The following is a 14,264-nucleotide window of genomic DNA, read 5'->3' as shown; positions in this document are numbered from 1 at the left end:
ATTTTTATAAGCCTCTGTTTTTATTCGTTTTTATTTTTTTGCGAAAACAGGTTTTCCGCGCTATTCTTCAGTCCGTTCCACGACCCACCACGGATGAAGAAAAAGATGAGCGAGACCACCAGCGCGTCCACCCTGAACACCGCCAAAGCCTCCGCCGCCAACCTGCCGATGCAGGAGATCTCCGGCGAGGTTCTCGTCGAGAAATACGCCAAGGGCGACGAGCAGACCGTCGCCGAAGTGCGCCGCCGCGTCGCGCGTGCGCTCGCCGCCGTCGAGAACGAAGACAAGCGCAGCCACTGGGAAGCCAAGTTCCTCGAGGCGCAGGAAAAAGGTTTCGTGCCCGCCGGCCGCATCAACAGCGCCGCAGGCACCACGCTGGCCGCCACGCTGATCAACTGCTTCGTGCAGCCGGTCGGCGACTCGGTGACCGAGGCCGTCGACGGCCGCCCCGGCATCTACACCGCGCTCGCCCAGGCCGCCGAGACCATGCGCCGCGGCGGCGGCGTCGGCTACGACTTCTCGTCCATCCGCCCCAAGGGCGCGCTGGTCAAGGGCACGGCGTCGAACGCCTCCGGCCCGGTGTCCTACATGCGCGTGTTCGACCGCTCGTGCGAGACGGTGGAATCCGCCGGTGCCCGCCGCGGCGCGCAGATGGGCGTGCTGCGCTGCGACCACCCGGACATCGAGGAATTCATCCACGCCAAGGATGAAGGCGACCTCACCAACTTCAACATCTCGGTCGGGGTCACCGACCCCTTCATGCAAGCCGTCGAGGCCGACGGCGACGTCGAGCTGGTGCACAAGGCCGAGCCCACCGAAGAACTGAAGGAAGCCGGCGCCTACCAGCGCGACGACGGCCTGTGGGTGTACCGGAAGGTGCGCGCACGCGAGCTGTGGGACCAGGTCATGCGCTCGACCTACGACCACGCCGAGCCGGGCATCCTGTTCCTCGACCGCATGAACCAGGACAACAACCTGTATTACTGCGAGACCATCGAGGCCACCAACCCCTGCGCCGAACAGCCGCTGCCGCCCTACGGCTGCTGCTGCCTGGGCTCGATCAACCTGACGCCCTTCGTCAAGAACCCGTTCACCGACAAGGCCGAGTTCGACTACGCCGGCTTCGGCAAGGTGGTCGACGTCTCCATCCGCATGCTCGACAACGTGCTCGAAGCCACCCACTGGCCGCTCGAGCAGCAGCACGCCGAAGCGCAGTCCAAGCGCCGCGTGGGCCTGGGCTTCACCGGCCTGGGTGACGCGCTGATCATGCTCGGCCTGCGCTACGACACCACCGAGGCACGCGAGGAAGCGCGCAAGATCTCCGAGTTCATGCGCAACCGCGCCTACCTGGCTTCAAGCGAGCTGGCCCGCGAGCGCGGCGCCTTCCCGCTGTTCAACGCCGACCTCTACCTGTCGGGCGGCAACTTCGCCTCGCGCCTGCCAGCCGAAGTGAAGGACAAGATCCGCAAGAACGGCATCCGCAACTCGCACCTGCTGTCGATCGCGCCCACCGGCACCATCAGCCTGGCCTTCGCCGACAACGCCTCCAACGGCATCGAGCCGCCCTTCTCCTACACCTACACCCGCCGCAAGCGCATGGCCGACGGCACCTTCAAGGAGTACGCGGTCGAGGACTACGCCTGGCGCCTGTACAAGCACCTCGGCGGCAACGTCGACAAGCTGCCCGAATCCTTCGTCACCGCGCTGGAGATCTCCGCGCAGGCGCACAAGGACATGGTCGCCGCGGTCGCCCCGTACATCGACACCTCCATCTCCAAGACGGTGAACGTGCCCGAGGACTACCCCTACGCCGAGTTCGAGGACCTCTACCTCACCGCCTGGAAGGCCGGCCTCAAGGGTCTTGCCACCTATCGCCCCAACAACGTGCTCGGCTCCGTGCTGTCGGTCACCCCGACCACCGAGCAGAAGCAGCCGCACGACGTCGAGATCGCCGACGCCAACAAGCGCCTGTCGATCAAGAACCTGCCCGCCCCGGTGCTCTCGAGCCTGCGCTGGCCCGGCCGTCCGGACCTGCCCGATGGCAACCTGGCGTGGACCTACATGCTCAACACCCCGACCGGCGGCTTCGCGCTCTTCGTCGGTCAGGTGGGCAACAACGGCGGCAGCTTCCCGTTCGAGGTGTGGGTGAACGGCGCCGACCAGCCGCGCGGCCTGGGTGCGGTGGCCAAGACCCTGTCGATGGACATGCGCGCCAACGACCGCGGCTGGCTCAAGTTGAAGCTCGACACCCTGGCCCGCACCGTGGGCGAGCGCTCCTTCGAGATGCCCTTCCCGCCGCACGGCGAGAAGAAGCTGGTGCCCGGCGTGGTGTCGGCCTTCGCCCAGGTGGTGAACTACCGCTGCGAAAAGCTCGGCGTGTTCGACAAGGAAGACGAAACCAACGGCGTGCTCGACACCCTGTTCAGCCTCGAAGAGCCCAAGACCGGCACCGATGGCACGCTGTCGTGGACGGTGGACATCTACAACCCGGCCACCGGTGAGGACTTCGTCCTCGGCCTCAAGGAGATCACCCTGCCGGACGGCGTCACCCGCCCGTACTCGGTGTGGCTGTCGGGCAACTACCCGCGCGCGCTGGACGGCCTGACCCGCATCCTGTCGCTCGACATGCGCGTGATGGACCCGGCCTGGATCGGCATGAAGCTGAGAAAGCTGCTCGACTACCCCGAGCCCCTGGGCGACTTCATGGCCTTCGTGCCCGGCACCCGCCGCCAGCAGAACTGGCCCAGCACGGTGGCCTATCTGGCGCAGCTCATCATCCATCGCTACGCCATGCTCGGCGTGCTGGACGAGAAGGGCTACCCGACGCGCGAGATGGGCATCCTCGAGTCGCCGCGCGACGACAACGAGCCCAAGCTGATGCAGGGCGCGCTGTGCACCGAGTGCGGCAACCACACGGTGATCCGCAAGGACGGCTGCGACTTCTGCACCGCCTGCGGCGCGGTGGGGACCTGCGGCTGAGGATCATCCGCCGCAGTGTCCATGGTCGGTGTCGGCGGGTCGCAACTCTGCAATAATGCGACTCGCCGATAACTACATGAAGCAACTGCCCGCCCCATCGGTGCGGGCAAGTGCCTTGCTCTGTCCCATGCCGACCTGCCCCCGTTGCGACGGTACCGACTGTCGTGAATCCCCCTGGCGCTCCGACGACGAGCAGCGCGAGCACAAGGGCGAGCGCGCCTGGCGCTGCATGTCCTGCGTACACCGCTTCTACAGCCCTGTGCCCAGGCGCCTGCTGCAGGCCAACCCATTGATCGCCGCCATCGGTGGCAGCACCTTGTTCGTGGTGCTGGCGGTGGTCGCGATCATGTGGATCTGGAAAAGCTGAGCGGAGCGGGCCGAGCATGAGTGGATCGAAGCTCCTGAGCTGCCCCAAGTGCGGCTCGACCGATTGCCGCGAATCGCGCTGGCGATCGCACCAGGAGAAGACGGACAACCCCGGCCGCCACCCCTATCGTTGCCTGACGTGCGCCCACCGCTTCGTCGCGGCGCGGGCAGGGGCGCTGGCGAGCCGTCGTGGCTTGACGCTGGCGGCGGCCGTGGTAGTGCTGATCGCGCTGAGCCTGGTCGCCGGCGGCACGGCCTGGATGCTGGCCGACGACGACGGCATCCATCCGCTGGCGGCAAACGGGCCGGACGGCGGGGCGGGCATCGCCTCGGGCAACGAGACGGGTCCGAGCGTGGAGGCGGCACAAGGCGGAGACCTCGAGGCCCAGTATCGGCTTGGCCGCGCTGCGCTGCTCAACACCGCGCGCGGCAAGGAAGCCACGCTCGAGGCCCTGGGCTGGCTCAAGCGCGCCTCCGAAGGCGGGCACACCGGGGCGATGATCCTGCTCGGCAAGCTCTATCGCAGTGGCGTCGGCATCACGCAAAACTACGAGCTCGCCGCGCGCTGGATCGCCGCCGCCGCCGAGGCGGGAGACCCCGAAGGCATGGTCGAGTACGGCCGGCTGCATCGCAGCGGCATCGGCATGACGCAGGACGCGGTGATGGCCTACGTGTGGTTCAACCGCGCCGCCGCCGCCCTGAACATGGAAGGCGTGCACGAGCGTGACAGCGTCGCCATCAAGCTCACGCCGGAAGAACTCAAGCGCGCCCAGGCGCTATCGCTTGAGCTGGAGGAGGCCCTGGCCGGCGGCACGCAAGCGGATGAGCAGGATGCCGCCGCCTCGAGCCTTGCATCGGGCGGCAATTGAGGCCGGGTCGGCCGTCGCCGAGCGGGGGATCAGTCCGCCTTGCCGAGCGTGCCGGCGAAGACCCAGCCCTCCGCGACCTTGTAGGTGAACACGAAGCCGGTCGGCTGGTCGATGAACACACTCACCGGCTGGCCGGCATCGGCTACCGTGGCGGTTTCGGCCGCATCGGCCTGGCGGCCGGCGAAGGTCCAGCCCTGCTCGGGCAGATAGACGAAGCGCCCGCCGCTGGGCTGGTCGAGCATCACCGCCAGCGGGCGCGCGGCCTCGGCGCGCATGACCTGATCGCCAGGCGCAGCCAGGGCGAGCTGGACGGGGCCGTCCGGCTGGGCGTGCGCGGCAGACAGGGCGCCGGCAAAGGAGACGGCCGCGACGGCGGCAAGGGCGAGCGAGCGAGGGCGAATGATCGAGGTCATAGTTTCGGTCCTTGAGAAAGCGTTCGGGGCGGCTGCATGCGCCGGGCGCGACACAGCACTTCTCCTGGTGGTGGTCGCGGCGGATTCGGGCGGCCGGCACACGGCAAACGCTGCTGCACCGCAACATCAATGGCGGCAGTGTAGCAGGAATCCCTAGAACGCCCATTCGAACATTCCAATCCCCCACATAAGCCCAGCTAATCAAAGCCCGCCAAGCCGCGCCGGCGCACTGTGGTTTCTGCGGCTTGCCGCGGGCGCGCTCCAGCGCGTATCGTGCAGTCGTAACCCGTGGCCAACGCCCGACCGCCCAGGCCCGCGCCACGCCTGACCCCGCTCCCTCAGCCGCCCCACGTCGACGATGACCCTCCGCCCGCCCCCCGCTGCGCCCGGCCCGCGCCTCGTGCTGAAGGGCATCAGCAAGGTCTATCCGGCCGTGGTGGCCAATGACAATGTCGACCTGATGGTGCAGCCGGGCGAGATCCGCGCCGTGCTCGGCGAGAACGGCGCAGGCAAGTCGACGCTGATGAAGATGATCTACGGCGTCACCCGCCCGAGCGCCGGCCAGATCATCTGGGAAGGTCAGGAAGTCCAGGTTGCCAACCCCGCCCATGCGCGCAATCTCGGCATCGGCATGGTGTTCCAGCATTTCTCGCTGTTCGAAACGCTCACCGTGGCGGAAAACGTGGCGCTCGCCCTGCCCGGCAAGCCGGCGCTGGACGCCCTGGCGCAGCGCATCACCGAGGTCTCGGCGCGCTACGGCCTGCCGGTCGATCCGCGCCGCCACATCCACGCGCTGTCGGTCGGCGAGCGCCAGCGCGTCGAGATCATCCGCTGCCTGCTGCAGAACCCGCGCCTGCTGATCATGGACGAGCCCACCTCGGTGCTCACCCCGCAGGCGGTGCGCACCCTGTTCGAGACCCTGCGCCAGTTGTCGGCCGAGGGCTGCACCATCCTCTACATCAGCCACAAGCTCGACGAGATCCAGGCCTTGTGCCACACCGCCACCGTGCTGCGCGGCGGCAAGGTCAGCGGCGAATGCATTCCGGCGCAGGAGACGCCCGCCTCGATGGCGCGGCTGATGATCGGCAAGGACCTGCCGCACTGCGAACACGGCGCGGCGAAGACCGATGGCGAACTGCGCCTGCGCCTGGCCGGCCTGTCGCACGCCTCTGACGACCCTTTCGGCACCGACCTCGAGGACATCCACCTCGATGTGCGCGCCGGCGAGATCGTCGGCATCGCCGGCGTGTCGGGCAACGGCCAGCAGGAGCTGCTGCGCGCGATTTCCGGCGAGGAGCCGCTGAGCGAGAAATTCCCCGTGCAGGTCTGCGGCGTCGAGGCCGGCCGCCTCAGCCCCGGGCAGCGGCGCAGGCTCGGCCTCGCCTTCGTACCCGAGGAGCGCCTCGGCCGCGGCGCCGTGCCGGGCCTGTCGCTCACCGACAATGCGCTGCTCACCGCCGCCCACAGCCAGGGTCTGCTGGCCGGCGGCTTCCTGCGCAGCGGCCGCGCGCGCGCCTTCGCCCAGCGCTGCATCGAGGCCTTCAACGTCAAGTGCGGCGGGCCGGGCGCGGCGGCCAAGTCGCTGTCGGGCGGCAACCTGCAGAAGTTCATCGTCGGCCGCGAGATCCTGCAGGCGCCCAAGCTGCTGGTGTGCGCCCAGCCCACCTGGGGCGTGGACGTGGGCGCCGCCGCCTTCATCCGCCAGGCGCTGATCGACCTGCGCGACCGCGGCTGCGCGGTGCTGGTGATCTCGGAAGAGCTCGACGAGCTGTTCGAGCTCTGCGACCGCATCGCCGTCATCGCCAAGGGCCGGCTTTCGCCCACGCGTCCTGCCGCCGAGACCACGGTGGAAGACATCGGCGTCTGGATGAGCGGGATGTGGCCGGGTGCCGACCCGGCAAGCGCGTCCGCTCGCATGGACTCGTCGCATGCTTGAACTCGAAGCCCGCGCCGAACCCTCGCGGCTGATGTCCTGGCTGTCGCCGCTGCTGGCGGTGGTGCTGATGCTCGCCGGCGGCATGCTGGTGTTCGCGGCGCTGGGCAAGGACCCGGTGGAAGGCTTCCGCATCTTCTTCCTCAACCCGGTCAGGGATCTGTACAGCGTCTCGGAGCTGCTGCTCAAGGCCACGCCGCTGATGCTGTGCGCGACCGGCCTGGCGATCGGCTTTCGCGCCAATGTGTGGAACATCGGCGCCGAAGGCCAGTTCATGCTCGGCGCGGTGGCGGCCACCGGCCTCGCGCTGTATTTCGACGGTTCCGAGAGCACCTTGCTGCTGCCGGCGATGATCGTGGCCGGTGCCCTCGGTGGCGCGGCCTGGGCGGGCATCCCGGCGCTGCTGCGCACCCGCTTCAACGCCAACGAGATCCTGGTGTCGCTGATGCTCGTGTATGTGGCGCAGCTGTTCGTTTCCTGGCTGGTGTTCGGGCCCTGGAAGGACCCGGACGGCTTCAACTTCCCGCAGACCAAGATGTTCGGCGACGCCGCGCTGATGCCGGTGCTGCTCGAGGGCACCCGCCTGCACATGGGCTTCGCGCTCGCGCTGGGCGTGCTGGCCGCGGGCTACGCCTTCATGAACCGCAGCTATGCGGGCTTCCGCATGCGGGTCGCCGGCGAGGCGCCCGACGCTGCGCGCTATGCCGGCTTCTCCGCCCATCGCATGATCTGGACCGGCCTCCTGCTGGGCGGGGCGGCGGCCGGTCTGGCCGGCATGGGCGAGGTGGCCGGCCCGATGGGCCAGCTCACCGACAAGATCGGCAGCGGCTACGGCTTCGCCGCGATCATCGTCGCCTTCGTCGGTCGGTTGAACGCCTTCGGCATCTTCCTCGCCAGCCTGCTGATGGCCTTGCTCTACATCGGTGGCGAGCAGGCCCAGCAATACCTGAACCTGCCGAGCTCGATCTCGATGGTCTTCCAGGGCATGTTGCTGTTCTTCCTGCTCGGCTCGGACGTGTTCATCCACTACCGCCTGCGGCTGCGCCGCCGCGCGGCCTGAGGACGCGAGACGATGGACGCTACTCTCTTCACCTCGATGCTGTTCGCCACCGTGGTGGCCGGCACGCCGCTGATCATCGTCGCCCTCGGCCTGCTGGTGAGCGAGAAGGCCGGCGTGCTCAACCTCGGCGCCGAGGGCATGATGGCGATGGGCGCGGTCGCCGCCTTCGCCATCACCCACGAGAGCGGCAGCCCCTGGCTAGGCGTGCTCGCCGGCATGGGCGCGGGGATGGCGATGGCCTTCATTTTCGGCGTGCTGACGCTGAGCCTGATGGCCAACCAGGTGGCCTCGGGGCTGGCGCTGGCGATCTTCGGCGTGGGGCTGGCGGCCTTCGTCGGCAAGCCCTACGAGGCGGTGGCGCTGCAGGCGGTGCCGCCGATCCGCATCCCCTTCATCGCCGACCTGCCGCTGATCGGCGAGGCGCTCTACAACCAGCAGGCGCTGGTGTATTTCTCCTGGGCGCTGTTCTGGGGCCTGCTGTGGTTCCTTTACCGCAGCCGCGCCGGGCTGGTCCTGCGCGCGGTGGGCGAGTCGCCCACATCCGCGCACGCGATCGGCTATCCGGTGATCCGCATCCGCTACCTGGCGGTGCTGTTCGGCGGCGCCATGGCCGGCATCGGCGGCGCCTTCCTGTCGGTGTTCTACACGCCGATGTGGGCCGAGGGCATGGTCGCCGGGCGCGGCTGGATTGCGCTCGCGCTGGTGGTGTTCGCCACCTGGCGGCCGCTGCGGGTGATGGTCGGCGCCTATCTATTCGGCGGCGTGATGATCACTCAGCTCTTCATCCAGGGCTCGGGGCTGCAGATCGACTTTCCGTCGCAACTGCTGTCGTCCCTGCCCTATTGGGCGACGATCATCGTGCTGGTCGCCATCTCGCGCAACCTGAACACGATCCGGCTCAACTCGCCGGTGTCGCTGGGCAAGCCTTACCGGCCGGACGCGTGAGGGCGGCGGCAATCGATTCGGCGCGCAACCGGCGCCCGATATTGCCCACGGTGTGAATTCCTCAACTTGGGGCGTTCGACCGGATGCATTAAGCTCCGCGGGCCGTAGACGCCCACCGGCCCGCCGGCCCACCGGAGCCTTGCGCCCGCTGATGATCCTCGAACTGATTCAAACCGTCGCGCTGCTGCTCGCACTCAGCCTGCTGCATGGTTTCAGCATGCGCGCGTTCGCGGCACGGCCGCGACTCTGCGAGACGGCATCGGGGCTGATCTTCGGCCTGGTGTGCGTGGTCGGCATGATGCTCCCGATCACCCTCGCCCCCGGGGTGATCGTGGACGGGCGCTCGGTCCTGCTGTCGATGGCCGCACTGTTCGGCGGTCCGCTCACGGGCCTGGTCGCGGGCGCGATCGCCGGCGCCTACCGGCTGTGGCTGGGTGGAAGCGGAATGATCGTCGGCACCACGGTGATCGCGCTCGGGGTCGCGCTCGGTCTGGCCTACCGGGCGGCCTGGGCGCGAGGCTGGCTGGCGCGCACGCCCCTCACCCTGTTTGCCTTCGGCGTGATGGTGCACGCGCTGTCGATGGTGCTGATCGCGCAGATACCGGAGCAGAGCATCGCCAGCATCTACGCCGTGCTTGGCCTGCCCTATCTGCTGACCATGGGCGCGGCGACAACGCTTCTCGGGCTCCTGCTGCAGGACCTCGCGGCACGCCAGCAGAACGAACGCTCCTTGCGCGAACGCGAGGCCCGTCTGCGCGCGATCGCCGGCGCAGTCCCCGACATCCTGTTCGTGCTCGACGAGAACGGGCGCTGCCTGGAGGTGATGACCCACGACGAGCGCCTTCTATATCGTGACGCCGAAAGCGTGCTGGGCCATCGCCTGCAGGAGATTCTCCCCGAGGCGGTCGGCAACCTGCTCATGAACGCCATTCGTCAGGCCATCGTCTCCGGCACCCCGGCCATCACCGAGTACGCCCTCGACACCCCACGCGGACACCGCCACTTCGAAGGGCGGCTCCAGGCCATCGAAGGCAAGGACGCGCCGAGGACGGTGGTGCTCATCGTCCAGGACGTGACCCGTCGGACCCTGCTGGAGCAGGAACGCCGCATCGCCGCCATCGCCTTCGAGTCGCAGCAGGGCATGATGGTCACCGATGCGCGCACCCGGATCCTGCGGGTCAACCAGGCCTTCACCGAGGTCACCGGCTACGCCAGCGAGGAGGTCATCGGCAAGCCGGCGCGCATGCTGGCCTCCGGCCGCCATGACGAAGCCTTCTACAAAGCGCTGTGGCAGCAACTGCAGGCGCACGACCTGTGGGAGGGCGAGATCTGGAACCGGCGTCGCAACGGCGAGGTGTATCCCGAGCGCCTGTCCATCAGCGCGGTGCGCAGTGAAGAGGGTGTGGTCACCCACTACGTGGGCTGCTTCACCGACATCACCCAAAGCAAGATCAATGAGGAAGAGATCCACGCCCTCGCCTACTACGACCACCTGACCGGCCTCGCCAACCGGCGCCTGCTCACCGACCGTCTGCAGCAGGCGCTCGGGCATGGCAGTCGCGACGGCTGGCGTGGTGCGCTGATGTTCATCGACCTGGACGACTTCAAGGACATCAATGACCTGCTCGGCCATGATGCGGGCGATGCGCTCCTGACCCAGGCAGCAGCGCGTCTGCGCAGCGCAGTGCGAGAGACCGACACCGTCGCCCGCTTCGGTGGTGACGAGTTCGTGATCCTGGTCGAGCACCTGCCCGCCGAGGAGGTCGCGGCCGCGGCCAGTGCCGAGCGCCTCGCGAACAAACTCCTCGAGACGATGAGCGCGCCGTACGCGCTCCGGAGCCAGGCCAGGGTGTGCACGGCCAGCATCGGCATTGCCATGTTCGCGGGTCACCGCCAGACCGTCGATGAGTTGATGCAGAGCGCCGACCTGTCGATGTACGAAGCCAAGCGACAGGGCAGGAACCGGGTCCGCTTCTTCGATCCGGTCATGCAGCAGACCGTCGCCGAACGGCTGCAACTCGAGACCGATCTGCGTGACGCCTTGTCGGGCGACCAGTTCGAGCTGCACTACCAGGCACAATGCGATGCCGACGGCCGCATCGACGGCGTCGAGGCCCTCGCGCGCTGGCAGCACCCGCGCCGTGGCCTGGTGCCACCGGGGCTTTTCATCGCCGCCGCCGAGCGTTGCGGCTGCATGCCGGCGCTCGCCCGGAAGCTGCTGGAGATGGCGTGCCTGCAGCTCGGGCGCTGGGCGCGCGACCCCCGCTTCTCCGCCCTGCGCCTTTCGGTCAACGTGAGCGCGAGCCAGCTCTACGCGCCGGACTTCGTCGCCGAGACCTGTGCCGTGCTCGAGCGCACCGGCTGCCCGCCCGACAAGCTGGTCTTCGAGCTGACCGAATCGATGCTCATCAGCGACATGGCGGGCGCGGTGCAGACCATGGAAGCCTTGCGCAAGCTCGGGATCCGCTTCTCGATCGACGACTTCGGCACCGGCTACTCCTCGCTGGCCTACCTGCAGCGACTGCCGCTGGACGAACTGAAGATCGACCGCAGCTTCGTGCGCGACCTGCCCGACAAGCCCAGCAGCCGGGCCATCGTCAGAACGATCGTGGCCCTTGCGCGCAGCCTGGGCCTCAGGCTGATTGCCGAGGGCGTCGAGGAAGCTCGCCAGCTCAGGGCTCTGATGGAAGAGGACTGCACCAGCTTTCAGGGCTTCCTGTTTCACGCCCCCACGACCATCGATGCGCTTGAAGCCAGGTTCGGCAGCATGGCAGTCGCCCGCGCGCAGGGCTGCGTCACCGAGCACGCGCAGGCAGCCGCGCGGACCGAAGGGATGGCCGCAGTGGAAACCGCTCAAGAGACACTTCAATGAGTGCCGACTCGGACAAGCGCGAACAAGGGCTCGATGTGCACCCGCCCCTGCCCGACAGTGCGCGCCAGGCGGGCGACATGCCCTACCGCAGCATCTTCGACAACAGCCACGCGGTGATGCTGATCCTCGACCCCGACAGTGGCCGGATCGAGGACGCCAACCCGGCGGCGGAGAAGTTTTACGGCTGGTCGCGGGCCACCCTCACCCGGATGCACATCAGCGAGGTGAACACGCTGTCGCCGGAGGCCTTGCGGGCCGAGATGGACGCTGCGCGCGCAGCGCGCCGCACCCACTTCGAGTTCCGCCACCGCCGTGCGGATGGCTCGATCCGTGACGTCGAGGTCTACAGCGGCCCGACCGAAGCCGGCGACAGGACGCTGCTGTTCTCCATCGTGCACGACGTCACCGAGCGCAAGCAGGCCGAGGCGCTGTCACGCCGGTGGGAGCGCTTTTTCCGCCTCTCCAATCTGGGCATCGCCATCCACGATGCCGCGGACGACACGATCATCGACGTCAATGCCACCTACGCCAGGCAGCACGGTTACGACATCGACGAGATGCGGCACATGCCGGTGCGCCAGCTCTACGCACTCGAGGAGCGGCCGCAACTGCCCGCTCGCCTCGCCGAAGCCGATCGCCTCGGCAACATCAGCTTCGAAACCGTGCACCTGCGCAAGGACGGCAGCACGCTGCCGATGGTGATCGGCATCACCGCGCTGCACAACGACGACGGCCAGACGGTGGCCCGCTTCGTGTTCGCGCTCGACATCACGGCGCGCAAGGCCGCCGAGGAAAGGCTGCGCAAGCTGTCGCGCGCGGTCGAGGAGAGCCCGGAAAGCATCGTCATCACCAACACCCGCGCCGAGATCGAGTACGTCAACCAGGCCTTCGTGGACAAGACCGGCTATTCGCGCGAGGAGGCCCTCGGCCACAATCCGAAGGTGCTGCAGTCCGGGCGCACGACGCCGGAAACCTACCGTAGCCTGTGGAACACCGTGACCCAGGGCCGGTCCTGGAGCGGCGAGTTCCTGAACCGGCGCAAGGACGGCAGCGAATACCTCGAGCACGCCACGATCACGCCGATCCATGACGACAGCGGCGCGATCACGCACTACGTGGCGGTGAAGCAGGACATCACCGAAAAGCGGCGCATGGAAGAGGAGCTGCTGCGCTACCGCGATCACCTTGAAGGCCTGGTCGCCAGCCGCACCAACGAACTGCAGCATGCGCTCGACCTCGCCAACATCGCCAGTCGCGCCAAGGGCGAGTTCCTGGCCACCATGAGCCACGAGATCCGCACCCCGATGAATGGCGTGATCGGATTGCTGGACGTCCTGAGTCACTCGGCTCTGTCGATCGAGCAGACCCATCTGGTCGAGATCATGCGCGAGTCGGCCACCACGCTGCTGCGCCTGATCGACGACATCCTCGACTTCTCGAAGATCGAGTCGGGCAAGCTCGAGCTCGACATCGGTCCGGTCTCGATCCGGAACCTGATCGCCCGCGTCACCGACATCATGCAGCCGGTTGCAGAGCGCAAGGCAGTCAAGCTGAGCACACGCGTCCTCGACGATGTGGCCGACCTGGTGAGCTCCGACGCGCTGCGCCTGCAGCAGATCCTGTCCAACCTGGTCAGCAATGCGGTGAAATTTTCGGCCGGCCTGGAGCGCCCCGGCCGCGTCGAGATCCGTGCCGAGAACGCAGGCCCCGGGGTGATCCGCTTCAGCGTCACCGACAACGGCATCGGCATGGCGCCCGAGGTGCTCGAGAAGATCTTCCAACCCTTCGCCCAGGCCGAGTCGTCCACCACCCGCCGCTTCGGCGGCACGGGGCTGGGCCTGTCGATCTCCGCCCGCCTGGCACAGCTGCTCAACGGCCGGATCGACGTCCGCAGCCGGCCGGGACAAGGCACACGCTTCATCGTCACGCTGCCGCTGCCCGCCACCAGCGCACCGGCTGCCGGGCGGCAAGCGGCCCGCATGCCGGATCCGGCACCGCTGGCCACCTTGCAGCCGGCCGCCTTGCGCGCGCCGCAGGCGCCGGTGCGCCATGCCCCGTCGCCACAGGTGCAGATCCTCGTGGCCGAGGACAACGACATCAACCAGCGGGTGATCGAGCGCCAGCTCGCGCTGCTCGGCCTGCAATGCGACATCGCCGCGAACGGCCGCGAAGCACTCGAGCGGTGGCGACATGGCCAGTACACCTTGCTGCTGACCGACCTGCACATGCCCGAAATGGACGGCTACGAACTGACCGCGCGCATTCGGGGCGAAGAGCCGGCGGGACGGCGCATCCCGATCATCGCCGTCACCGCCAACGCCATGCGGGGCGAGGATCGGCGCTGCGTTGACGCCGGCATGGACGACTTCATCGCCAAGCCGGTCCAGGTCGAGGTCCTGCGTCAAGCGCTCGGACGCTGGCTGCCGAAGGCCGAGCTCGACCGCTCGCCCCCCATGGCCACGGCCGCGGCTCCTGCCCTTGCGGTGTTCGATCCACAGGTGCTGCCCGCCCTGATCGGTGACGAGGCCGCGCTCGTCGAGGAATTTCTCACCGACTATCGGGCCTCCGCGCGCAGTACGGCAGACGCCTTGCAGCGGGCTTGCGCGGCCGGCGACTGGTCGCAGGTGGCCCAGCTCGCCCATCGCCTGAAATCCTCCTCAAGGTCGGTCGGGGCCATGCAGCTCGGCGAAAGCTGCGCGGCCCTCGAGCAGGCCGGGCGCGACGCCGACGGCGGGCGCATCGAACGGGTGATGTGCGATTTCGTCCTCGTGCTCGACGCTACAATCCGGGCGATGGATCCGCCCCAGGCCGCTTCAAGATGACGACA

At 68.1% G+C, this 14,264-nt stretch carries 9 protein-coding genes; 8 read left to right on the top strand and 1 reads right to left on the bottom strand.

Annotated elements, in window-relative coordinates; translation table 11 throughout:
• The first annotated feature begins 105 nt into the window (after positions 1-105).
• The 3 genes from ACMV5O_RS14670 (at position 106) to ACMV5O_RS14660 (ending at position 4,214) form a co-directional block, all read left to right on the top strand.
• Positions 106-2,979, top strand: coding sequence for an adenosylcobalamin-dependent ribonucleoside-diphosphate reductase (locus ACMV5O_RS14670; protein ID WP_416164151.1), 2,874 nt, complete (start codon positions 106-108; stop codon positions 2,977-2,979).
• A 76-nt stretch (positions 2,980-3,055) separates the two neighbouring features.
• On the top strand, positions 3,056-3,346 hold the full coding sequence (locus ACMV5O_RS14665) for a hypothetical protein (protein ID WP_416164150.1): 291 nt from the start codon (positions 3,056-3,058) through the stop codon (positions 3,344-3,346).
• 16 nt (positions 3,347-3,362) lie between these two features.
• Positions 3,363-4,214: a sel1 repeat family protein gene (locus tag ACMV5O_RS14660; RefSeq protein WP_416164149.1), complete on the top strand. Its 852-nt coding sequence runs from the start codon at positions 3,363-3,365 to the stop codon at positions 4,212-4,214.
• Positions 4,215-4,243: 29 nt separating this feature from the next.
• On the opposite strand, the gene ACMV5O_RS14655 is transcribed toward ACMV5O_RS14660, so the two are convergent.
• Positions 4,244-4,627 carry a hypothetical protein gene (locus ACMV5O_RS14655; RefSeq protein WP_416164148.1) on the bottom strand — a complete coding sequence of 128 codons (384 nt, stop codon included), beginning with the start codon at positions 4,625-4,627 and terminating at the stop codon, positions 4,244-4,246.
• Positions 4,628-4,985: 358 nt separating this feature from the next.
• Between ACMV5O_RS14655 and ACMV5O_RS14650 the strand changes: the two genes are divergently transcribed.
• The 5 genes from ACMV5O_RS14650 to ACMV5O_RS14630 all read left to right on the top strand — a co-directional run bounded on the left by ACMV5O_RS14650 (position 4,986) and on the right by ACMV5O_RS14630 (position 14,259).
• The gene (locus ACMV5O_RS14650) at positions 4,986-6,563 is read left to right on the top strand and encodes an ABC transporter ATP-binding protein (protein WP_416164147.1); all 1,578 of its coding nucleotides are present in this window, start codon (positions 4,986-4,988) and stop codon (positions 6,561-6,563) included.
• The gene (locus ACMV5O_RS14645; protein WP_416164146.1) at positions 6,556-7,620 is read left to right on the top strand and encodes an ABC transporter permease; all 1,065 of its coding nucleotides are present in this window, start codon (positions 6,556-6,558) and stop codon (positions 7,618-7,620) included. Before ACMV5O_RS14650 ends, ACMV5O_RS14645 begins: the two co-directional genes overlap by 8 nt.
• A gap of 12 nt (positions 7,621-7,632) precedes the next feature.
• Positions 7,633-8,565: an ABC transporter permease gene (locus ACMV5O_RS14640; RefSeq protein ID WP_416164145.1), complete on the top strand. Its 933-nt coding sequence runs from the start codon at positions 7,633-7,635 to the stop codon at positions 8,563-8,565.
• Between the two features lie 151 nt (positions 8,566-8,716).
• Positions 8,717-11,437: an EAL domain-containing protein gene (locus ACMV5O_RS14635; protein WP_416164144.1), complete on the top strand. Its 2,721-nt coding sequence runs from the start codon at positions 8,717-8,719 to the stop codon at positions 11,435-11,437.
• A complete protein-coding gene (locus ACMV5O_RS14630; RefSeq protein ID WP_416164143.1) occupies positions 11,434-14,259 on the top strand; it encodes a PAS domain S-box protein in 2,826 nt (941 codons plus the stop codon). Before ACMV5O_RS14635 ends, ACMV5O_RS14630 begins: the two co-directional genes overlap by 4 nt.
• Positions 14,260-14,264: the final 5 nt, after the last annotated feature.

Origin of the sequence: Thauera sp. WH-1, assembly GCF_047806685.1 — a bacterium.
GTDB lineage: Bacteria > Pseudomonadota > Gammaproteobacteria > Burkholderiales > Rhodocyclaceae > Thauera.
Note: the sequence above shows the minus strand (reverse complement) of the source record. Positions and strands in the feature narration are given on the sequence as shown.